The 23,026-nt window shown below is 38.2% G+C and carries 19 protein-coding genes; 16 read left to right on the forward strand and 3 right to left on the reverse strand.

Annotation, left to right across the window (positions count from 1 at the left end; translation table 11 throughout):
• The first annotated feature begins 14 nt into the window (after positions 1-14).
• The gene (locus B7C41_RS00355) at positions 15-338 is read left to right on the forward strand and encodes a DUF3392 domain-containing protein (protein ID WP_085296783.1); all 324 of its coding nucleotides are present in this window, start codon (positions 15-17) and stop codon (positions 336-338) included.
• A 31-nt stretch (positions 339-369) separates the two neighbouring features.
• On the opposite strand, the gene B7C41_RS00360 is transcribed toward B7C41_RS00355, so the two are convergent.
• The gene (locus B7C41_RS00360) at positions 370-741 is read right to left on the reverse strand and encodes a hypothetical protein (protein WP_085296784.1); all 372 of its coding nucleotides are present in this window, start codon (positions 739-741) and stop codon (positions 370-372) included.
• Between the two features lie 169 nt (positions 742-910).
• On the opposite strand from B7C41_RS00360, the gene B7C41_RS00365 reads away from it, so the two are divergent.
• The 12 genes from B7C41_RS00365 to B7C41_RS00420 all read left to right on the forward strand — a co-directional run bounded on the left by B7C41_RS00365 (position 911) and on the right by B7C41_RS00420 (position 15,181).
• Positions 911-1,579: a hypothetical protein gene (locus B7C41_RS00365; RefSeq protein ID WP_085296785.1), complete on the forward strand. Its 669-nt coding sequence runs from the start codon at positions 911-913 to the stop codon at positions 1,577-1,579.
• A gap of 115 nt (positions 1,580-1,694) precedes the next feature.
• Positions 1,695-2,393 carry a spondin domain-containing protein gene (locus B7C41_RS00370; protein ID WP_085296786.1) on the forward strand — a complete coding sequence of 233 codons (699 nt, stop codon included), beginning with the start codon at positions 1,695-1,697 and terminating at the stop codon, positions 2,391-2,393.
• 9 nt (positions 2,394-2,402) lie between these two features.
• Positions 2,403-3,137: a spondin domain-containing protein gene (locus tag B7C41_RS00375; RefSeq protein WP_085296787.1), complete on the forward strand. Its 735-nt coding sequence runs from the start codon at positions 2,403-2,405 to the stop codon at positions 3,135-3,137.
• A 101-nt stretch (positions 3,138-3,238) separates the two neighbouring features.
• A complete protein-coding gene (locus B7C41_RS00380) occupies positions 3,239-3,964 on the forward strand; it encodes a response regulator transcription factor (RefSeq protein WP_235839564.1) in 726 nt (241 codons plus the stop codon).
• Positions 3,961-5,442, forward strand: coding sequence for a sensor histidine kinase (locus B7C41_RS00385; RefSeq protein WP_085296789.1), 1,482 nt, complete (start codon positions 3,961-3,963; stop codon positions 5,440-5,442). The genes B7C41_RS00380 and B7C41_RS00385 overlap by 4 nt, the downstream gene beginning before the upstream one ends.
• A gap of 98 nt (positions 5,443-5,540) precedes the next feature.
• The gene (locus B7C41_RS00390; RefSeq protein ID WP_085296790.1) at positions 5,541-6,335 is read left to right on the forward strand and encodes a M48 family metallopeptidase; all 795 of its coding nucleotides are present in this window, start codon (positions 5,541-5,543) and stop codon (positions 6,333-6,335) included.
• A gap of 550 nt (positions 6,336-6,885) precedes the next feature.
• Entirely contained in the window at positions 6,886-7,452 is a 567-nt protein-coding gene (locus B7C41_RS00395; RefSeq protein WP_085296791.1) for a YdeI/OmpD-associated family protein, read from the forward strand.
• 544 nt (positions 7,453-7,996) lie between these two features.
• Positions 7,997-9,244, forward strand: coding sequence for an efflux RND transporter periplasmic adaptor subunit (locus B7C41_RS00400; protein WP_085296792.1), 1,248 nt, complete (start codon positions 7,997-7,999; stop codon positions 9,242-9,244).
• A gap of 13 nt (positions 9,245-9,257) precedes the next feature.
• Complete coding sequence (locus B7C41_RS00405) at positions 9,258-9,980, forward strand: ABC transporter ATP-binding protein (protein ID WP_085296793.1); 723 nt, start codon at positions 9,258-9,260, stop codon at positions 9,978-9,980.
• The gene (locus B7C41_RS00410; RefSeq protein ID WP_085296794.1) at positions 9,977-12,394 is read left to right on the forward strand and encodes an ABC transporter permease; all 2,418 of its coding nucleotides are present in this window, start codon (positions 9,977-9,979) and stop codon (positions 12,392-12,394) included. Before B7C41_RS00405 ends, B7C41_RS00410 begins: the two co-directional genes overlap by 4 nt.
• A 134-nt stretch (positions 12,395-12,528) precedes the next feature.
• Positions 12,529-13,881 (forward strand): sigma-54-dependent transcriptional regulator, encoded by a 1,353-nt coding sequence (locus tag B7C41_RS00415; protein WP_085296795.1) that lies wholly within the window; start codon positions 12,529-12,531, stop codon positions 13,879-13,881.
• The gene (locus tag B7C41_RS00420) at positions 13,865-15,181 is read left to right on the forward strand and encodes a sensor histidine kinase (RefSeq protein WP_085296796.1); all 1,317 of its coding nucleotides are present in this window, start codon (positions 13,865-13,867) and stop codon (positions 15,179-15,181) included. Before B7C41_RS00415 ends, B7C41_RS00420 begins: the two co-directional genes overlap by 17 nt.
• A gap of 50 nt (positions 15,182-15,231) precedes the next feature.
• Here the strand turns inward: B7C41_RS00420 and B7C41_RS00425 are convergent, their stop codons facing one another.
• Positions 15,232-16,653 (reverse strand): sensor histidine kinase, encoded by a 1,422-nt coding sequence (locus B7C41_RS00425; RefSeq protein WP_085296797.1) that lies wholly within the window; start codon positions 16,651-16,653, stop codon positions 15,232-15,234.
• Complete coding sequence (locus tag B7C41_RS00430; RefSeq protein ID WP_235839565.1) at positions 16,643-18,109, reverse strand: sigma-54-dependent transcriptional regulator; 1,467 nt, start codon at positions 18,107-18,109, stop codon at positions 16,643-16,645. Before B7C41_RS00430 ends, B7C41_RS00425 begins: the two co-directional genes overlap by 11 nt.
• 258 nt (positions 18,110-18,367) lie before the next feature.
• Between B7C41_RS00430 and B7C41_RS00435 the strand changes: the two genes are divergently transcribed.
• The 3 genes from B7C41_RS00435 (at position 18,368) to B7C41_RS00445 (ending at position 23,001) form a co-directional block, all read left to right on the forward strand.
• Entirely contained in the window at positions 18,368-19,717 is a 1,350-nt protein-coding gene (locus B7C41_RS00435; protein WP_158089061.1) for an efflux RND transporter periplasmic adaptor subunit, read from the forward strand.
• 81 nt (positions 19,718-19,798) lie between these two features.
• Complete coding sequence (locus B7C41_RS00440) at positions 19,799-20,479, forward strand: ABC transporter ATP-binding protein (RefSeq protein WP_085296799.1); 681 nt, start codon at positions 19,799-19,801, stop codon at positions 20,477-20,479.
• A gap of 26 nt (positions 20,480-20,505) precedes the next feature.
• Entirely contained in the window at positions 20,506-23,001 is a 2,496-nt protein-coding gene (locus B7C41_RS00445; protein ID WP_085296800.1) for an ABC transporter permease, read from the forward strand.
• Positions 23,002-23,026: the final 25 nt, after the last annotated feature.

A 23,026-nucleotide genomic window follows, 5' to 3' on the forward strand; every position in this document is an offset into this window, starting at 1 on the left:
TTTTTAGAGGATTTATGACCGAATTGTTAATTGAAGTAGGGCAATGGTTTCGCGGTTACCAATATCAAACGGCTTTGGCGATTGTTGCAACAGTCTTAGTGATATTCGGCAATGATATTAATAATGTTGTTCGTAGGCTTGTTTCCAAGCAGCATTTTATTGTTCGGTGTTTAACTTTTGTTGCAGTTTGCGCTTTTGGTTATGGTTTATTAACCATCTGGTTAACCAAGTTATTAGCCCAACAGTTTGCTTTAGTGCCGACGCATTATATTTTCCCACTAGTACTCGCTATTTTTGTGCTGCTAGGTGCTTATGCACAAAAGCATAGACATATATAAAACTTAACAAAGTTATTCTACCATTGAGTTGTTATATTATGGCTAATTGTATGAAGGCATAAATAAATAAGATGATAGGGAGAGGTAACAACAGTGTAAAAAGTAGTGCTTCACACCACTCAATTGTGCGATAAAATTGCTGCCATTTCACATTGTTTTCTCGACTTGAGGGAAGAACTTGAAAGAAAAAAATGAACGCGGCAATAACTAAACTCTCTATCGCGGTAAATAAAATAAATATTGCTAGCCACACCAATGGGCTTGGAGTATTAAACTGTATTTGACTTTGCAATAAAATAAACAAGCAGAAAAAGAATGCGCTCCAAGCTAATAATTGCCACTTAAATCGTGATAAAGATATAGCGATATAATTGAACAGTTCAGGGCTAACAGGTGGTTTCATTAGGAAAATAATACTTTGATTTTTTTTGTGAATTATATCGTCAGTATATCGTTTAATATTGGTAATTGTCAGCGTCAAAAAAGAAATACTAAATTTAATTATGCACTGAGCGCAAGTTAATACAGTTTAATTTGCATTAATTAATAAAATAATTAGCATTGAGAAAATTATGATCGGAAAGCCAGTAATAAGTCAGTTTTTTTGTGCTGTTGCAATCGCATCAGTTACTTTAACTAATACGACCTTTGCTTTAGCGGTTACACCAGAGCACTTACCTGTAGCGAAAACTGCTGAAATTGAACAGTTACCAGTAGCTAAAAAAGCCAGTACATTAGCAAGAGCAATGGCAGAATATACCGAGGAAAAAGAGCAACTACTTCTTAATTTTGAGAAAACCTTAACGCTTGATATTCGTGAGTTGCAAGACAGTACGGGTTTGGCTTATTTGGGGGGGGAAGTTTCTGAAGTTGAATTGGAGCGTTACTTATCACAGCTAAAAGGTGAGTTAGGTAAAGAGCAATATATCACTTATCGTGAGCATCAAGCCGCGCGTGATCATCAATCTTTTCATGTTACTTTCGTAAACCCATACGAATATCAAACAATTAATAAAGAAAAATTAAAAATATCACAAAAAATTCGTGTCACGTTACACGGTTTAGGTAAGGTCGAAAAAGACAATAAGACTAGTTACTTTGTCGTGGCATCTTCAAGTGACGGGCAATTTATGCGTCAAAACTTACTCTTAAAAAACAAAAACTTTCACGTTACTCTTGGCTTTTATCCTAACGATGTTTACGGTGTAGGAAAGGGTCGAGACACGCTAATCAACAAATAAATTTCATTACTTTTAATTTAAGTATTTGTGATAAATTTGTGATAAATTTGTGAAAGTTTAGCAATGTTTCCTTTGCATACTAAAGACGAAATTATTTAGTCATCAAGGGAAACTTATGAAATTTATTAAAACAGCATCAGCTATAGCATTAGCGCTTTCAAGCTCAGCGTTAATGGCACAAGAATTAGAAATAAAATTTACTAACCTTACTCAAGGTATTTATTACACACCTATTTTAATGTCAGCTCATGATGACAGCATGTCATTATTTAGTTCAGGCACTGCTGCGACACCAGAATTACAGATGATGGCTGAAGGCGGTAATATTTCGGGCCTCGTTACTTTACTTGAAGGTGTAAATGCCAATAATGCAGCAAATCCTGCCGAAGGATTACTTGCTCCAGGTGAATCAACAACAGCGATGTTAAGTACAGATGAAGGCAATGGTTATCTGTCAGTTGTTACTATGTTATTACCAACCAATGACGGCTTTGCTGGTGTAAGTGGTTGGAAAATCCCAACTGAAGCAGGTACTTATACTTTTAATGTCAACGCATATGATGCCGGTACTGAAGCTAATAATGAAGTTATTAATGGTGCTGGCGCTCCTGGCGCTTTAGGCATTCCTGTTGCCCCAGGTATGGATGCAGGTACAGGTGGTACGGGTGTTACTACTGAAGAGTCAAATAAAACGGTTCATATTCATCGTGGTAGTTTAGGTGATGATGATTTAACTGCAGGTAAAAGCGATTTAGATAATACGGTACATCGTTGGTTAAACCCTGTTGCTCGTGTCACTGTTACAGTAAAATAGGGGACTATTATGACTATTTCTTATAAAAATCAGTTTGCCCGTAAAGGTACCTGGTCGGCAATAGGTTTTACGATTTTATTATCAGCTTGTGGCGGTAGTGATAACAATTCAACACCAGAGCCAGTTACTCCAACGCCTCCAGCACCGGTAACTTATACTTATGAAGTTAGCGTAACAAACTTAACCAATGCTCAACCATTATCACCTGTTGCTGTTATTTTACATAATGAAGGTGCTTTGTTTGAACTCGGTGCTAGCGCCACTGTTGCATTAGAAAACTTGGCTGAAAGTGGTGATAATTCAGAAGTGCTTGCACAGGATATGGTGCTAGCTGGTGCTAGTGGTTCTGGTGTTATTATGCCTGGTATGAGCGATACTGTATCGGTGAGTCTAATTGATACAAAACCTATGATGTTGTCTACAGCAACTATGCTAGTGAATACTAATGACGCTTTTAGTGGAATAAATGCGATGTCATTAGAAAATATGGCTGTTGGCGAAAGTATTTCGTTGCGAACAAGTTCTTATGATTCAGGCACAGAGAAAAATAGTGAAACGATGGCAACAATACCAGGTCCTGCTGCTGGCGGAGAAGGTTTTAATGTTGAACGTGATGATGTTGATTTTATCAGTATGCACTCAGGTGTTGTTAGTAATGATGACGGCTTAATGCAATCAGTACTAACTCAAGCACATCGTTTTGACAATCCAACCTTAGCGATATCAGTTACTCGAGTAGAGTAATCATTAATGCTAAACCATGATGTTAATTTCATGGTTTAGCCGCTAATTTTGTATCTGTGCCAATGTTCTTATAGATAATGATAATAACGCTGGAGCAAAGCATGGATACCATACTGGTTGTTGAAGACGAACAAGATATTGCCGATTTAGTCACTTTGAGTCTAGAAGAAGTAGGCGTGACAGTAGAACATTGTTTGTCCGGTGAAGCCGCCTTAGATAAATTAGCGACCCAACATTATGATTTAGTATTGCTTGATGTGATGCTACCCGGAATGTCTGGGCTTGATGTTTGTCGGCAATTAAGAGAGCAAAAACCCGAGCAGGTAATTCTAATGGTAACGTCAAGAGATAGTGAAATCGATCGTGTATTGGGTCTCGAGCTTGGTGCTGACGACTACATGACTAAGCCTTTTAGTGTTCGAGAATTACAAGCACGTGTGCGCAGCCAATTGCGCCGAGTGCACTTGCTATCAAAAATTAGTCAGCAACAATTAGAAAAACAAACGCCTGAACAATATCTTACATTAGGTGCTTTGCAAATTGATAATATTTCTCACAGTGCAAAGCTTAATGGTAAAAGCGTTGAACTAACCTCAACTGAATTTGATTTATTATTCTATTTAGCTTCACACCCTGATCAGGTATTTTCTCGTGAGCAATTACTCAGTTCTGTTTGGGGCTATCATCATAGCGGCTATGAGCATACTGTGAATTCACATATAAATCGTTTACGAAATAAAGTTGAACGTAATGCCACTAAGCCGGAGATAGTGCAAACAGTTTGGGGTGTTGGGTATAAATTAAGTCGTCAAGGTGTTGCTGCGTGAAATTATCTCTTTACCACAGACTTTCCTTGTCATTGTTAGTGGTATTTATTGTCATTATCAGTGTGTTCTTTGTTTGGGCCGAGCATTTAGAGCAAACCACACGTTATGAATCAGAGCAGCATTTACACCTTTCACTTGCCGCTAGTTTGGCACGTGATAACCCTTTGCTACAACAAGGAGCGTACGACCATCAAGCGCTGAAAAATTTATTTCATACCCTGATGGTATTAGGACCAGCGTTCGAGTTTTATTTTGTTAATCCTAGCGGTGATATTTTAACGCATTCAATAACTCCTTCTTTAATAAAACGTGAACGGATTGATCTAAAACCTCTTATTCAGCTAACGCAAAACCAAATGAGTTTGCCTATTTATGGCGATGATCCTCAACATGAAACTCGTCAAAAAATATTTTCTGCTGCGCCTGTTTTTAATGGTAGTGAATTAAGGGGGTACCTCTATGTTATTGTAGCTGGCGAACGTTACGAATCAGCTTACAGTCGATTAGATTCTGATCGTCAAACAGAGCTTTCAATGGTGATGCTAGTTGGTGCATTACTTTTCCTTTTCATTGTTATGCTTGGGATATTCTACTATTTCACTCGACCACTTCGTCGCCTTAATCGTGATATTCAAAAGCTTAAAGAAGCGGGCTTTGATAAATCTAAAATTAGTATAACGTCATGGATGGCAAACAGCAGTAATGAAGTACATCAGTTAGGTGTTGCGTTTGAAGAAATGGTTAATCAAATTAATGGTCAATTAACCTTGTTACAACAAAGTGATGTCCAACGACGAGAACTGCTTGCTGATATCTCGCACGATTTACGAACTCCGTTGTCATCTTTACAAGGGTATATTGAAATGATTGCCCATAAAGGTGATGAACTAAGTAGTGAAACTCGCGGTAAGTATATTAATACCGTGCTAAAAAACACCTTACAATTGAAGCTGCTTATTGATCAAATATTTGAGCTTGCTCATTTAGAAGGTGGACAAGTTTCATTAAACTTTGAAGGCTTTAATTTAGCTGAATTATTATATGATGTTATGGCTAAATTTAATCTAGAAGCTAGTGCAAAAAATATTGATATTTCGGTAAAACCAAGCAGTTCTTATACTCAAGTGCACAGTGATATCGCTAAACTTGAGCGGGTGATCAGTAACTTACTTGAGAACGCAATTCGTCATACTGCTGATAATGGTAAAATTGTTTTTGCCATTGACGAATTTAGTGAAAATCAATGTCGATTGACCATTGCGGACAACGGCACTGGTATAAAAGCAGAAGAGTTATCTTATATCTTTGACACTCGTTATCGTGCGAGCAATGCGATACAAGACGAGAATAAACACACAGGTTTAGGCTTAGCGATCACCAAAAAATTGTTAGAACTATTAAAGTCTGACATTAAAGTACAAAGTACACTTGGCGAAGGTACCTCATTCTCATTTAATCTCAGGCGAGTAAATCATTAATAAGTTTACGTAAATTCTTATAAATTAATCATAGATATTTCCATTCTCATTCCTTAATATAAGCCAATAAATAATTTATTTTAGCAAGCAGAAGTACCATGAAAATTAAATTAGCAATTTGTCTTACCGTTATAGTACTAACAGGCTGTGCAAAGTCTTCTACCGGCCGTTCACAATTAATGATGATGTCTGATAGCGAACTGAATAAAATGGGCAGTGCTTCATTTGAAGAAATGAAAACGAAAGAAAAAATTAGTCAATCAATAGTAATCAACCGTTATGTGCAATGTGTTGCCAATGCGATTACTGTCAACGTGCCAAAATCTGCTCACGATGGTGCTTGGGAAGTTGTGGTGTTTGATTCTGCACAAGTAAATGCTTTTGCGCTTCCGGGTGGGAAAATTGGTGTTTATACAGGTATTTTAAAAGTAGCAGAAGATCAAGACCAGTTAGGCGCAATTATTGGTCACGAAGTGGGCCATGTTATTGAGCGTCATTCAAATGAGCGCTTATCATCAAACCAGGCCAGTCAAATGGGCTTGTCCTTGGTTAATGTTTTACTAGAAAGTCAGAATATTGAAAGTCGCAATACCGTCATGGCAGGTTTAGGCTTAGGTGTTCAATACGGCGTGTTAATGCCTTATGGCCGTAGTCATGAAAGTGAAGCGGATATTGTTGGTCAAGATTTAATGGCTAAATCAGGCTTTGATCCCGAAGCAAGTATTAAACTTTGGCAAAATATGGCGAAAATTTCAAAAGGTGCGCCACCCGAATTTATGTCTACTCACCCGTCAAATGCAACACGTATCAAGCAATTAAGTGAACATTTGCCAAAATCAGCACCGCTTTTTAAGCGAGCAATAGCACCCAAATGCACTAAACCTAAAATTTAGCTTTCACAGTTATATTTCCTATAAGGTATATCTCATTTTTGCTAGTTTAATTCTATTTAATAAAGTAACAATTGATTAGTATATCGCTCAGTAAATTAATTCTTTTACGGAGTATTGTACAGTGAAAGTTAGGAAAATATTAACGCTCGTATTTAACCAAGTTGCTAAAAATCATTGCCAATTTAGTTCAACAAATATCTATTGCTTTATTTAACACCTTGGTTTTATATGCTTATAAAAGCCAGCTAGAGCAAGTACTAGTGAACCTGTTTCAAAAATGCGAAAAAGGTACAAAGCTCGAGCAAAGACATTGAATTTATTTTTCACGATCACTACTGCACGCTAAGGCATTGTTAACCTACTAATTAAGCCAATTTTGGTGTAGTTATTATGAGTGGCCAAGCCGAATATTCTTAATTAGGAAATATCAATATTTGATATCATAAATCAACTACGCTCGTATTGGCGTTTTGTTATGAAAGTATCTGGGATTTTGAAAAATAATATGACTGTGACATGAAAATTAGTGGTAAAACACGGAGAGTAAAGAATGGGAGATGTAATTTTTTTTAACAACCAAGAAGAGTTTAGTCATTGGTTAGAAGAAAACTCTGAAGCTAGTGAGCTTTGGGTAGGATATTTAAAGAAAAGTACAGGGCGAGCAAACCTGACTTGGTCTTCATCTGTCGATGTTGCTCTTTGCTTTGGTTGGGTTGACGGCATACGAAAAACCATCGATGAACAAAGCTATAAGATTCGCTTTACTCCGCGTAAATTAAAAAGTGTTTGGAGTGCTGTGAACGTAAATAAGGTTAAAACGCTCATACCGCTTGGCAAGATGAGACCAGCAGGCATACACGTATTTAATAATAGAAGTGATGAAAAAGGTTATTCCTCTGAGGATAGAAAAGTCCCACTTGCTAGTGAGTACGAAGCGCAAATCAAGGTTAATCAGTCCGCATGGCAATTCTTCACTAATTTAGCACCGTCTTATAAAAGAGACTCTATCTGGTGGGTAATGAGTGCCAAAAAAGAAGAAACACAATTAAGAAGACTTAGTATATTGATCGCGTCATCAGAGGTTGGGTTAAAAATCCCCACCTTGCGAAAAAAATAATAATCTTTACAGAATAAGACAAGATAAAGCGGTAATGGAATTGTTCAATGTATCAAGAAAATGATGACGGCATAGTGCATACCGTGTATATGAATCTCCCATAAAGAAAATCAGTTATTTTTACCTCTTAGTCGCCTACCTTTCCCGATAATAATTCTCCTCATAATGGAGGGAATACATCAATGCTAGCCACAATTTGATCGATGCCGTGAACTAAGTGCATAAGTTTTCTAAGACGTTTTTTGTGTAAAACGCGATTGAAATATTGCTTTGAATTCCCCTTTTTTAGATGAAAGGTTTATTCCATGGTATTAAAGTTCTTGAAGTACGTTATCTTTGTCGAACTTTCCTGCTTAGTTCTCGAGTCAGTTGATCCACCTATATACCTTTCACGTTTTTCAGAAAGCTTTCCCTTTTTCGGTAAGAACTATATTTAACAACGTATTGTGATTTATTTAAGTTGTTTAAAATCAATGTATTAAGTGTTGGTATGTAAATGGCTATATAGACATTAAGTAAACTTTACTATTGTCTAGGGATCATCATGGATATAAAGAGAAACATTCAAGTTAAAAAAGTATCATGGCTAAAGCGTTTAACTTTTCTAATATGTGCACTAACATTCGCTGGTTGGCAACTTAATAGCCCCAGCTCAGAAAATAAACTCGCCAGAAGTGACATTCGAGTGGCTTCAGTGCAACAAAGCGATTTACCTTTTACTATTTCTGGCTTTGGTAAGCTTATTTCAAAGCATAAACGGTTACTGACAGCACCAACGGTAGCTACGATAGAAGAGGTTCTTGTATTACCTGGAACGCAGGTTACGGCAGATACTATTATTATGAGATTAAGTAATCCCGATCTTTTATTACAAGTTAACAATGCTGAAATGGAATTAGTCAGACATAATGCCAGTTTACGTGAGTTGAAAGTTAATCAAAAAAGTGAGTATTTGTCGTATCAAGCTAACTTGGTGAATATTAAATCTAATTTAGCCGCGGCGAAACTAAAAGTTGAGGCACAAACTAGCTTAGCCGCTAACGGTATTGTCTCGGCAATAGATTTTAAGCGTTCAAAATTAACCGAAGAACAATTTGAGAAACAACTAAAGATTGAACAACAAAGATTGGCTCATTTAAAAACAGCACATCAAGAAAAAATAGCAGTACAAGGGCAGTTTGCTAAGCAACTTGAAGCTAATTTGGCATTGAAATTATCTTTACAGGCCGGTCTAGTGATTCATGCCGATATCGAAGGGGTATTACAGTCATTACCGGTAACGTTAGGACAAAGTGTCGCATCAGGAGAGCAATTAGCATTAGTCGCCAGTAATAAAACCATGATGGCGCAACTTCAAATTCCACAAGGAGAGGCACAAGAGATTGCCATTGGTCATCAAGCTGAAATAAATACTCGTGGAGCTTTGGTTAGAGGCGTAGTGAACCGTATTGACCCCGTTATTACTAACGGTAGTGTCATTATTGATATCGATATAACACAAGCACTGCCAGCCAATGCAAGACCTGAGCTGAAAGTTGAAGGAAAAATTGAAATCGGCCTACTAAGCAATGCGCTCTATGTCAAACATCCCGTCGGAGTTAAAGCTAACTCAAGCCAGCCTTTATTTACTCTTGCTGACAACAAGCAAAGTGCTATGCAGCGAACAATGAAGTTTGGCCGCATTATTGGCAACAATATCGAACTACTTTCAGGTGCAAGTACAGGTGAACAATTTATTGTTTCCGATACTACTGCTTATCTACAAAACCAAACAATGATAATCACAGATTAACAAGGACTGAATTATGAACAAGCAAGCTCTTATCGAACTAAAAAATATCAGTAAAGTTTATTCAAAAATAGATATGGAAACCCACGCGCTTCGTGACATTAATATGGCTATTTATGAAGGTGATTATGTTTCTATTTCAGGTCCGTCGGGTTGTGGAAAATCAACACTATTGTCTATTTTAGGCTTACTAGACACTCCAACAACAGGCAGTTACCTAATTAAAGATGAGCAAGTGGCTAATTTAACCGCCGATGACCGAGCGGAAATTAGAAACTTACATATTGGTTTTATTTTTCAAGCATTTAATTTAATTGATGAAATCAGCGTTTATGACAATGTCGCCTTGCCGTTAAAATACCGAGAGCCTAAATTGTCAGCCAAAGAAGTGAATAAACAAGTGATGGAAAGTTTAGAAAAAGTTGAAATGCAACACAGGTGTTCACATAAACCTAATCAACTTTCTGGTGGTCAGCAACAACGTATTGCCATAGCTAGAGCCCTAGTAGGCAAGCCAAGTATATTATTAGTGGATGAACCGACCGGTAACTTAGATTCTAAAAATGGCGATTTGGTGATGGCCTTATTAGACAACCTAAATAAAGCAGGTACGACCATTTGTATGGTTACCCATGACCCTAGATATGCCGATCACGCTAGCATAAAACTGAATTTATTAGATGGTGTTATTTTAGATGACATTACTCTAAATGACAGTACTTTACAGGAGGCCGTATGAGTACCTTACTAAGTGAAGTGAAAACAACCGCGGTTAGTTTATCTCGAGTGCCTGGTTTTGTGGTAACTACTGTCTTTACTTTGGCACTGACTTTAGGGGTATTGTTGGCTGCATTTAGTCTAAATCATCTGTTGATTTTTAAGGCCTTACCTTATCCTGATGCTGAGCGCCTAATTTTAATGAAGCAAGATATACAGCAGGGTGAACGAGTTTATAAAAACTCGCAATTTTTTGTCGCACAACGATTAATGTATCAAAAGCAAAAGAGTTTAACGTCAATGGCGCTGGTTTATCGCAACCGCAGTGTATTAGCTAGCCATAGTGAAAAACCACTGACAGAAGTCAGTTACATTAGTCCTGAGTATGTTGACATATTAGCGACGCCTATATTAATGGGCAGAGCATTTAACCAACAAGAACAAGTAGGTAGCCATAACCCCACTGCTATGATCAGCGAACAACTATGGCGGGAACGTTTTGCTAGCGACAGAAATATTTTGAATGAAAGTATAACAATAGGTAATAAACAATATCGTATTGTTGGTGTTATCTCAAAAAGTTTTATCGAGCCTAATCTATTTAATGATGAAGAACAAAGCCAAATCTGGTTGCCATGGGACTTTCATGCTCAAGAAGCTGACAGTTGGAACAATGCTTATTCAAGTACAGCAGCCATTGGTAAATTATTACCAAATTCATCACAGGCTCAGGCGAGTGCAGAGTTTAATCAGTTAATTGATCCTATGTTCCAGCAAAATGGTCGTGTAGGCAAAGATAAACATCAAGCACTGGTGGCAAGTTTTCAAAACTTACAAGTCGCCATTATTGGTGATAATAAGTACATAGGTTTATTAGTTTTATTAGGCGCGGGCGTATTGTTACTTATTGCTTGTGCAAATATTGTTAACTTATTCTTTTCCAGAGCGGCGCAACGACAACGAGCCTTGGTTATTCAAGCCACTTTAGGTGCAAAACTGAAACATTTATTTTTTAGCATTTGGCTAGAAAGTTTCTTACTGTGCTGCGCGTCTATGACTATTGGTTTAGTGATTGCTGGTTGGAGTATCAAGTTACTGCGTAACACGGCGGGTAGTGTGTTGCCGAGGCTTTCAGAGCTTTCTTTAGATTGGACAGCGGTCGTTTTTGCGGGTCTGCTAACCATAGTTTTATCACTTATATTTGCCACCATTACGCTAAAACTCATCAATTACAAACAGCTAATTTCACAGTTACAATCTAGTGGTAAAGGTACTGGAGCTCAGGTTAACGCGAAAGTACGTAATTTACTGGTTACTAGTCAAATTTGCTTAGCGACTTTGTTGTTAATAGTGACCTCCCTTATTATGAATAATGTCTTAAGTGTATTAAGTCAGCCGTTGGGCTTTGAAGATAAAGGCCTATACAGCGTGAGATTAGATATCGGCGACGCATATCCAGAGAAAGCTGACAGGATGCAGCTATCAAGAGAGCTTATTAATGAATTACAAAATATTGAGGGGGTAAAACAAGTTTCGAGAGCAATTAATCCACCTATTCGTCGAGGAAATTCTAGCACCAGTATCTCAGATGGTGCTGGTAATGGTTTAGGGCAATTTCCATTTACCACCATTGATACTCAATATTTTGATACCGTTGGCCTAAAATTCCTTTCCGGTCGAGGCTTTACCGCCCAAGAAGTTAGAAATGACGAAGAGTCCGTGATTTTAAGTCAGGCGGCAGCGAAGAAAATAGCGGGTGAGAAAGATATCGTTGGTACTATGATATATTCTGGTGGTGGTACGGCATACAAAGTCGTTGGCATTGTCGAAGATGTATACAATCCCTTCACGCATCAGGAAGTTCAAGGTTCGATGATGTATTTTGGCTTCTCTGCATCTAAAACAAATTTCATCATTAGAATGCAGACAGGCAAAGTGCTAGATAAAATGACCTTACTTAATTTAATTGATGATAAATTTGCGGATTTAAAGGTCTGGCGCTTTACTTCAGTTTCTGACATTTATAGTGATTTGGTTTATCATAAAAAACTAACGTTATGGTTAAGCCTAACGCTAGCTATTTTCGCGTTATTATTAGCGGCGGTAGGTATTTATGGCGTGATCAGTTACAACAGTCAAATGCGACGTTACGAATTAGGCATTCGTATGGCATTAGGAGCAAAAAGTCGACACATATTGACTGATTTCATTAAAGAGTCATTTACGCCAATTATCTCAGGTTTTGCTCTAAGTTTATTATTAGCAGTTATACTTTATGGTTGGGCACAACAACATATTAATCAGTGGTTGTCTATTGACTGGTTAATGACTGCTAGCTGTATACTGGTGTTAATTATCATCGCGTTAGCCGCTTGTTACTTCCCTGCTAAGAAGATTATCGCGACGGATCCGATCCAAGCATTGAGAAACGAATAAGTATTAAATAAGTGAAATTAAAATGCGCAATAGGCATGTTGCTACTGCGCTTTATACATTTCAATTGCTATGACTCAAAGCCACAAACTCTAGTGTCTATATAAAAAATAAAAATTAATAGAAAAGAAGGCAAGATGCAAAAAACAATCATGGTCGTTGATGACCAAAGTGACCTGAGACTCTCCGCTAGATTTATCCTCGAAAATTATGGCTTTACTGTTATTGAAGCGGATTCACCGCAACAAGCATTAGATAAAATAACTGAGCAACAGGTTGATTTAATGTTGCTTGATATGAATTTTCAGTACGATACCACGTCTGGTCAGGAAGGTATGGATATGCTGAAGAGCTTGAAAGAAAAAAATCATCACTTCCCCGTTATCGTTATGACAGCGTGGTCTACTGTTGAAATTGCGGTTGAGGCTATTAAGCTTGGCGCAAAAGACTTCATAGAAAAACCGTGGAAAAATCAGCGTTTAATCCGTTTAATTGAGCAACAATTTGAATTAGATTCAGTGCAATTAGAAAATAAACGTTTAAAAGCACAGCGTTCAACCAACGAAGTATTCATGCTAGGGGAGTCTTCGGCTATGCAATTGGTGCTTGCTCAAGCTCAAAAGCTTGCCGTAACAGACACGCCAATTTTAATTACCGGCGAAAACGGCACCGGAAAAAGTTTGCTTGCGAGTTATATTCATCAAAACTCTGCCCGGAATCAAGAGAGTTTCGTTACGGTGAATATGGGAGCCATTCCTGAATCCTTGTTTGAAAGTGAACTGTTTGGCCATACTAAGGGAGCGTTTACTGACGCAAAAAAAGATCGTATGGGGCGTTTTGAGGCCGCACAATCAGGGAGTTTATTTCTTGATGAAATAGGCACGATCCCGATGAGTTTACAGCCCAAACTCTTACGTGTGCTTGAATCCGGTGAATTTGAAGCCGTAGGCTCAAGCAAAACACAGCAGGCAGAAGTTAGGTTAATCGCCGCGAGTAATATCGATTTTCAGCAAGCGATTGCTAACGGTGAGTTCCGTCAAGATTTGTATTATAGAATTAATACCATTGTGCTCGACATTCCGCCGTTACGAAAAAGAAAAGAGGATATTTTACCTTTGGCTGAACATTTCCTTGTGGAGAAAAGTCACAAGTACCATAAAAGTGGACTCTTCTTGTCAGAACAAGCAAAGAAAGCTTTATGCCAATATGATTGGCCTGGAAATATTCGAGAACTCAGCCATGTAATTGAGCGTGCTGTATTATTAAATGATTCGGCTGAAATACAAGTAAGTGGGCTAGATGATCAGCTAGCGATACAATCAAGTGGTGAAATACCGTTTATGACGATTGATGAGGCAGAAGAGCAATTAGTTAAACAGGCTTTACAAAAGTCTCACGGACGCGTCATTGAAGCAGGGGAATTGTTGGGTTTAGGTAAAAACGCCATTTATAGAAGGTTAGAGAAATATCAAATTGATCCAAAGTTATAGTTTAGAGCGTCAATTCGCTTGGTTACTCATTGCAATCCTGCTACCGCCAATAGTGCTTTTGGTGACAACAGGCGTTGCTTTCGGTTTTGACTGGGTAAATTGGTCGACATCAATTTTGTTGCTTATCGTCATATACACCAGCTTACTGGTGGCGCTTTATAGATTAGTACTCGCGCCTTATTACAGCTTAACCAGTTTAACTGAAGCGCTGAAAATGGAAGATTATAGTCTTCGAGCTAAATCGCCTTTTACTCAGGGTATTGTCGCGACACTTTTTGATGAGCTATCCTCGCTCAGCCAAAGCTTGCAGATCAACAAAAGCCGTTACGACCAACAGATGTTTTTATTGTATGGTCTTATTGAACAGTTAGACTCTCCAGTCCTCATTCTAGATCAAAAAGATCAGCTTAAGCATGCTAATCCAGCAGTAAGCACCTTGTTTTCTGTGCCGTGGCAAACACTTAAACAAAGCCCAGCTAAAAGTCTCGGTTTAGATAAGCGAAATGGGTTATGGCATTTATCAGAAGATAATCCATTTAATATGACAAAAACATGGCAAATAAGGCAAAGTGAATTTAAAGAAAATAACAATAATTATCATCTACTCATGTTGAATAACATTACCCAAGAGCTGCAAAAGAATGAGCAACAAGCTTGGCAAAATATTATCCGAATTCTCAATCATGAAGTACGAAACTCATTAACACCGATTTCAGCGCTAAGTCAAAATTTACTTGAAATGCCTGATTTAACGTCGGCGCAATGCCAAAAAGCGATTAAAATTATAGACAGTCGCAGTAATAACTTATTGCAGTTTATCGACAGTTATTCAGACTTAGCAAAATTACCTTTACCCAATTATCAGCGCTTTGATTTAGTCGAGTTGTTGCAGGGAATTGCCAGCTTAGTGCAACATGTCACGATTAACTTGTCCGAGCCTTTATTTATCAATGCCGATAAAGCTCAGCTTGAGCAAGTAATTTTGAACCTGATTAAAAATGCCCATGAAGCACAAAATTCAAACAAAGACTTAAATCAAAGTATAAATAAATACGTCGATATTCAGTTGTTTAAAACCGCGCAACAGGTGGTCATTAAAGTATTAGATCAAGGGTGTGGCATTGCCAACCCTGCAAACCTGTTCGTTCCGTTTTACACCACCAAAGCCGCAGGCTCAGGTATTGGTTTAGCCTTAAGCCGACAAATAATAACCAATCACAAAGGCGAACTATCTTTAATAAATCGAACAGATAAACAAGGCGCTGTTGCGATGATTAGTTTTCCGGTTGATTTTTGTTAACATGCTATTGTTAATGTTTTTCTACAGCTTAATGTCGAAACGTCAAAGCACTAAAACGTTAAACTAAAAGTAACGCCCTTGCTATCGTGCTGTTCTACTTTATTTTCAGTATCTGCTCTTGTCGTTATATCATTGTTGTTACGCAATAGAATACTGCCTTGGTGGGCAAGCATTATTTGTCGACTTAGTGCTAAGCCAACGCCTGAGCCTTCGATTTTAGTAGTATAGAACGGCACAAAAACTTCTTTGGCAATCTCTTCTGGAATGATGGGACCGTTGTTACTGACATCGATGACTACTCTACCGCGCAAGTTTAAAAATACAGAAATCATCACTTTAGCTTGATTGGTTATCTTGTTGTTGGTGTTTTGATTGATAAAGGCTTGTTCTGCGTTTTGCAGCAGGTTGAGTAATACTTGCTCAACCATGTTGATATCAACTGAGATATCCAGGGTCGGTGGATCAATATTAACGTCTAAACTGATACCTTTTTCATGCCAGTCTTGGCACGCTAATGCTTGTACTTGCTGAATTAATGTTGAAACTTTGATGAGTTTTTTATTGAGTTTTGGTAGGCGAGTAAGGCGTCGGTAACTACTGACAAATTTCATTAAACCTTCACTTCGCCTTGCGACCGTGGCAACGGCTTGTGAAACATCATCAAGGTCTTCATTTATTTGCTGGGGAAGCTGAGAATTATTTCTAACTTCTTCAACAATGTCAGTGGCTGTTTTTGCCAATGATGCGACAGGGGTAATACTGTTCATGATTTCATGAGTAAGCACACGTACTAAATCTTGCCAAGCTTGCAGCTGTGCTAGATCTAATTCGCTTTGAATATCTTGTAAACTTAACAGTGTTTCAGTGCTGTTGGCACTGACCACTTGCGTTGCGCTGATACTAAGGCGATGTTCTTGACCGTCAATTATGATATTAATTAAGTCACGCTTACCTATTGGTAAAGCCTTTAATTGCTCAGAAAAGTATTGACCGAATTGTGTCAAATCTTCCAATTTGGTGACATTATGACTACCAAATAATCGTCTAGCACTGTTATTCCATAAAGTAATTTGCTCATTTTGATGAATGCTGATTAATGGTACGGGTACATGCTCTATCAAAGCTTTTAAGTGCTTAATTTCATGTTCTTGATGACGACGACTTGCTTGCATACGCGCTAAAATATCGTTAAACGCTTTGCCCATCTCATCGAAACCAGAGCCAACATGCTTAAGTTCAAAACGCTGTGAAAAATCGGCATAGCGAACCGCATCGAAAAACCTGACTAATTCTGCATTGGTTTTACTGACAAAATTAACTAATTCAGCGAGTTGTGTTACTAACAAAAGCAATAGCATAATGCTAGTAATATGGTAGCCATCTTTGACTAAAACTTGCGTTAAGATAATGACGGTTATTATGGTTAATATCGTGCGAAAAATAATTAACCAAGAAAACTTTTTAAAGCCCATGCTTTTCCATCCTACGGTAGAGTGCAGCGCGTGTTAATCCAAGCTCTTTTGCACTATGGCTAATATTATATTTATGTTTCTTCAACGCTAAACTCACCGCTTGTTTCTCTAATTTCTCTAGATTGAGCTCTTGCGATAATGTTGTTGGACTGCTGTTTTCTTGAACATTATTGTTAGCTGTTTCTGTAAATGCACTGGATGGTTGTTCATTGCTATATTCAATGTGATTAGACACTTGCTGGGGAGCCGCTGTACTGAGCTGAAAGTCTTGCGCCATTAACGTCTCAGTTGCAGACAATATAGTTGTTCGTTCAATAACATGGCGCAATTCCCTAATGTTACCCGGCCATTGATAAGTATTAAGTGCATGAATAGCATCGCTAGAAAGCGTTTTAGTTGGCTTGTGATATTTTTTTCCGTAGTGCTGCAAGTAATGCTCGGCAAGTGGAATAATATCTTCACTGCGTTTTCTCAGTGGCGGTAGCGTTAATTCAACGGTATTTAAGCGAAATAATAAATCTTGGCGAAACTTATTTTCATCTTGTAAGGCATGCTTTGAAACATTGGTCGCGGCAATAATTCTAACATCAAATGCGATAGCTTCATTCGAGCCTAGCGGAATAACCTTACGTTGCTCTAGTACTGTTAATAACTTTGCCTGTAGGTGCAATGGCAAATTGCCTATTTCATCTAGAAAAAGGGTACCGCCATCGGCAGCTAATAAACGACCAATGCGCTCATGGTTAGCACCAGTAAACGCGCCTTTTTTATGACCAAATAATTCACTTTCAAATAAGCTTTCAGATAAGGCACCAAGATCGACAGACATAAAGAGTCGATTGGCTCGTAAGCTTTTTTGATGAACTTCTCGTGCTACTAGCTCTTTGCCTGTGCCGTTCTCACCTAGAATTAATACATTAGCATCGGTTGGTGCCGAGCGTGATATAAGGGTATGCACTGCTTGCATTGGCACAGAATTACCAATAATATTTTGCTGATGATTTAGGTTGTTCACTTGTACCAAAACATCATTTTTTGCTTGTAGCGTTTTTGCTTGTGTTTGTGATTGCGCTAGCATTACTGCGGTAGTTACGGTTGCGATAACTTTTTCGTTATGCCAAGGCTTCGCAATAAAATCGGTTGCGCCGAGTTTCATCGCTTCCACGGCGACATCAACACCGCCATGTGCGGTGATCATAATAATAATGCTTTGTGGTGCAATCTCACGAATTCTTTTTAACCAATAAAAACCTTGAGCACCAGAGCTTTCTCCTGGGCCAAAATTCATATCAAGTAATACCACATCGAAATGCTGTTTTTCAAAAAAAGTGGGGATATGCTCTGGCTGATTACAGGTGCTAACATCGGTAAATTTGCGTTTTAACAGTAATTTGCTCGCTACCAAAATATCATTGTCGTCATCAACAATGAGTATTTTCCCTGTTGTTTTCATCATATTATTTACCGTTTTTCCCCTGCCACTGTCGCTTGGTATTCAAATTACTCAATAGCCGTTAATTTTTTAAAGTGTTCATTAACGTACAGTAAGTGTTCATAAACGTACAGTTCTTTATAAAATCTTTAGAACCTATTTTTAGTAAATCATTTAATAACAATAGGTTATGTTTTGGAATGATTATTGTAATAGATTAAAGCAATAAAGGTACCGTTGTAATGTACGCCGAATATTACGTTGTTAACAGTAGAGTGATTAATGAATAAAAATCAGGATAACGCTATGTCAAATCAAGCAAATCAATTGGACGCACAAAGCAAAGCAACAGCAACTGCTGCAGTGAGTTCAATCGTTTCAGGCGCAGGCATGGATAGAGAAATTGCAGGCGCAAATAATTCAAAAAATAAATGGCTAGTTATTATTACAGTCGTTTTGTTACTGATAGTGGCGGCATACTTTATTGTAGATAAATCTTCGGGCAATAGTTTAGTGGTTGAACAAAATCGCATTGCTATTTCTACAGTGACTTCTGGTGTGTTCGAAGACTTTATCCCTTTACGCGGTAGAGTAACACCGGCAAAAACGGTTTTCCTAGATGCGGTTGAAGGGGGGAGAATAGAGCGGGTATTAGTTGAAGATGGTACCAATTTAACGGCTGGTGATTTAATCGTCGAGTTATCAAATACTACACTGCAATTAAGTGTGCTAGGTAACGAAACTCGTGTTGCCGAACAACTTAATAATATGCGTTCAATTGAGTTAAGCCTTGAACAGAATAAACTGCAACATAAACGTAATGTTGTCGATATTGAACATCAAATTAAATTACTTACTAGGCAAGTGGCTCGTCAAAGCTCATTGATTAAAAGTGGTGCTGTCAGTCAATCTATCGCTGATGATACGACAGATACACTAACTTGGTATAAAAACCGTTTACAGCTAACAAAAGAAAGCCAAGCGTCAGATGCTCGGATGCAAGGGGAGCAATTAAGCTACCTTAAGGCAACGAGCACGCGCTTAGAAAGTAATTTAGCAATATCAAGACAAAACCTTGAAAAACTTAACGTTCAGGCGCCAGTGGCTGGAAAGTTATCAGGTTTTAATGTTGAAGTCGGGCAAAGTATCGCCAGGGGTGAAAGGTTAGGGCAAATTGATACACCGGATGATTTTAAATTAACCGCTTTTATCGATGAGTTTTATTTAGGTCGTGTCGATATTGGCCAACGTGCAAGCTATAACGATTACCAATTACGTATCGCAAAAATATATCCACAAGTGCAAAACGGCCAATTCGAAGTCGACTTTGCCTTCATTAAACAACAGCCAAGTGGCATCCGTCGTGGTCAAACTATTCAGGTCAAACTGACATTAGGTGATGCTAGCGAAGCCTTGTTAATCCCTAATGGTGCCTTCTTTCAAGATACCGGTGGCAGCTGGATTTTCGTAGTCACTGAAAACGGTAATGAAGCTGTTAAGCGTACAGTGCGTTTAGGCCGACGAAATAGTCGCTTTATTGAAGTTATTGAAGGTCTTGAAGTTGGCGAGCAAGTGGTTACTAGCCCTTATAGTAGCTACCAAGATATGCAGCGTCTCAAATTTAATCAGTAAACAATAATCCATAAACAAGCACAAACTAAATTACTAGTACGCAGTTACTAATATAAAAAGACCCATAAGGAAATAAATAACATGTTGAAATTACATAATTTATCGAGAAGTTACCAAACAGATAATATTGAAACAATGGCACTAGACAATGTAAACATTGAAATTAAAAAAGGCGAATTTGTTGCCATTATGGGGCCATCAGGCTGTGGCAAGTCTACTTTACTCAATACCATTGGTATGCTTGATAACCCAAGTGCCGGCGACTATATTTTTGCGGGTGAAAATGTTGCCGGTTACTCTGAAAAACAACTGTCAGAAATTCGTAAGAAAAGTATTGGCTTTATTTTTCAAAACTTTAATTTGATTGATGAACTGACAGTACAGGAAAATATCGAGCTAGCATTGATTTATCACAAAATTCCAGCAGCAGAAAGAAAACAACGCGTTGAAAAAGTAATGGATAAGGTTGGCATTGCTCATCGTGCTAAACATTTACCTAACCAATTATCTGGTGGTCAACAACAACGTGTTGCCGTTGCTCGGGCTGTTGTTGGCGATCAGCCGATGATATTAGCCGATGAACCGACAGGTAACTTAGACAGTGCTCATGGCCAAGAAGTCATGGAAATGCTGCAGCAATTAAATGCCGAAGGAACAACTATTGTCATGGTGACACATAGCCCTGCACATGCCGATTATGCCCGCCGCACCATTCATTTATTTGATGGTCATGTGGTGAATGAAAATGTTCGTGCAGCCTGATTTAACCATACAGCAAGGAGTTTCCAATGTTTCGTAATTACCTGATCACCGCATGGCGCAATATTATCAAGAATGGTATTTTTTCTGTGATTAATATTTTTGGTCTTGCGGTCGGCTTAATGAGTTGCATCTTGATTATGCTATTCGTTCGTCAAGAAATCGGCTTTGATAGTTGGTTAACGGACAGTGATCGACTAGTGCGTATGCACACTTCATATTCGATGCCGAATCGTGACAAGTTTGAAACTGTTCGTTCAGCGGGCAGCATGATGCCCGCTATTCGAGATTACGCTAAAAACGAAGTAGAAACTGGTGTGCGCTTTATTCAGTTTGGTATTACCGTTCGTAAAGGCGAGGATGCTTTCGCTGAGCAAGCGACTATGGTTGATAGCAGTTTCTTTTCTCTTTTTGATTTACCCTTTGTTCAAGGCTCTAAAACATCATCTTTTAATAAACCGATGGATTTGATCATCACTGAGCGCTTAGCACTGAAATATTTCGGCCGTACAGATGTTATCGGTGAAACATTAACTATTTGTTGTGTCAGTGATAATACCTCTGAAGTTGCTATCACGGGTGTGATTAAAAACTTACCAGACGAAACACATTTAAATACTGAAATGATTGTTCGTTTGCAGCCGTTACTTTTTAGCGAAGATGACGGAACCTTACATACATGGACCAGCCTTAATGTTTATACCTATTTTAAGCTTAAGCCCAACGTGACTATGGAGCAGTTTCAGCAGCGTATTGACTATTGGATGGACAATGAAAGCCCTTTACGAGATATGTTTGACAATAATGAAACCGTAACTGATTTTGTTCAGCAACGATTGATGCCCGTACCTGATCTGCATTTGAACGCTAAACAACATGCCGGAAATATGGGTGATTTAACCCCGATGGGTGACAGCAATATGATCCGTACCTTTATTGTTGTTGCAGGTTTAGTGTTGTTGATAGCCTGTATTAACTTTATGAACCTTTCTACCGCTAAAGCGAGTAAAAGAGCAAGAGAAGTCGCTATGCGCAAAGTGCTCGGAGCAAGCAGAACACAAGTAGCACTGCAGTTCTTAGGAGAGGCTATTGCCATTGTTATATTGTCGTTGATGTTCGCCTTAGTTGCGGTAGAGATAGTTTTACCACTTTATAATGAGCTTTTAGGAAAAACACTAGAGCTGCGCTTATTCTCTGATCCCGCTTTGTTACTGTCTTTACTATTGGTCGCCATTCTAGTTGGCCTTGGTGCAGGGATGTATCCAGCATTCTATTTGTCAAAGTTTTTACCCGGGCAAATACTGAAATCAACAAAAAGTGTTGAATCAAAAAGTTCAACAAAAATGCGTAGCTTATTGGTTGTTTTTCAATTTTCTATCTCGATAATTTTAGTGATTTCAACCTTAGTGGTTTATGGTCAAACGGTTTTTTCAAATAATATTAATGTTGGTTATCAAAGCGACAATAAGCTGGTTTTAAATGTTCGTCCGGCACGTGAAAACTTAGCGAGCTTAAAGCAGGAGCTTTTAAGTCTGCCTGAAATAAGTTCAGTGGTTTATTCTTCTGAAGCGCCAACGCAAGACGATGAAAATAATAATTACTTTAAGTTATTGGAAACCCACAGTGATGGCACAGCCAATGAGCAAGTTTTATTGAACTATCATAATATGGACTTTGGTTTTTTTGAAGCCTATAAAGTTACGCCGATTGCGGGTCGTTTATTTGATGAAAACTATGGTAGTGATGAAATTAACTTGGTGCCTGAAAATAGCTCTGAGCCAGGTAAAGGCAGTGTAATTTTAAATGAAACAGCGTTAAAAGAACTTGGCTTTACTAGTGCAGAACAAGCGATAGGAAAAACCTTAGCGCATGAAGTTCGCGGTAAACAACATCTGACAATTGTTGGTGTTATTCCTGATATTTACTTTCGTTCGATTAAATTTGATGTACGACCGACTGCATATACCTTAAATCCAACGCGCTTAAGAGCGGCAAGCTTAACGTTCAGTACTGACGATATTTCTTCTTTGCTAAACAAAATTGAATTAATTTGGAAGCGTAATGTCCCTATGCAGCCAATTGAGTTGGAATTCTTGAGTGAAATGATGAAAGCGCAATATAATGATGAAGTGACCACGGCGCAATTATTTTTAGTGTTTTCATTGTTAGCTGTTGTTATCGCGTGTTTAGGTTTATATGGTTTATCAGCTTTTACCGTTGAACGTAGAACCAAAGAAATTGGTATTAGAAAGGTGATGGGCGCCAGTGTTAGAGACATCGTTAGCTTACTGATATGGCAATTTTCAAAACCTGTCGCGATTGCTAATATACTTGCATGGCCAATAGCGGCATATGCGATGTTGTCTTGGCTAGAAAGCTTCCCTTATCGATTAAGCGAACTATGGCTGATCCCTATTTGCTTAGGCGTCGGTTTATTATCGTTGATAATAGCGTGGAGTACTGTCGGTGGTAACGCGGCAAAAGTAGCTCGCAAGAACCCAATTAAAGCTTTACGTTATGAGTAGTCATTTTACGTAGACTTTCGGTTTA

The organism is Cognaticolwellia mytili (genome assembly GCF_002104475.1).
In the GTDB taxonomy this organism is placed as follows: Bacteria; Pseudomonadota; Gammaproteobacteria; order Enterobacterales; family Alteromonadaceae; genus Cognaticolwellia; species Cognaticolwellia mytili.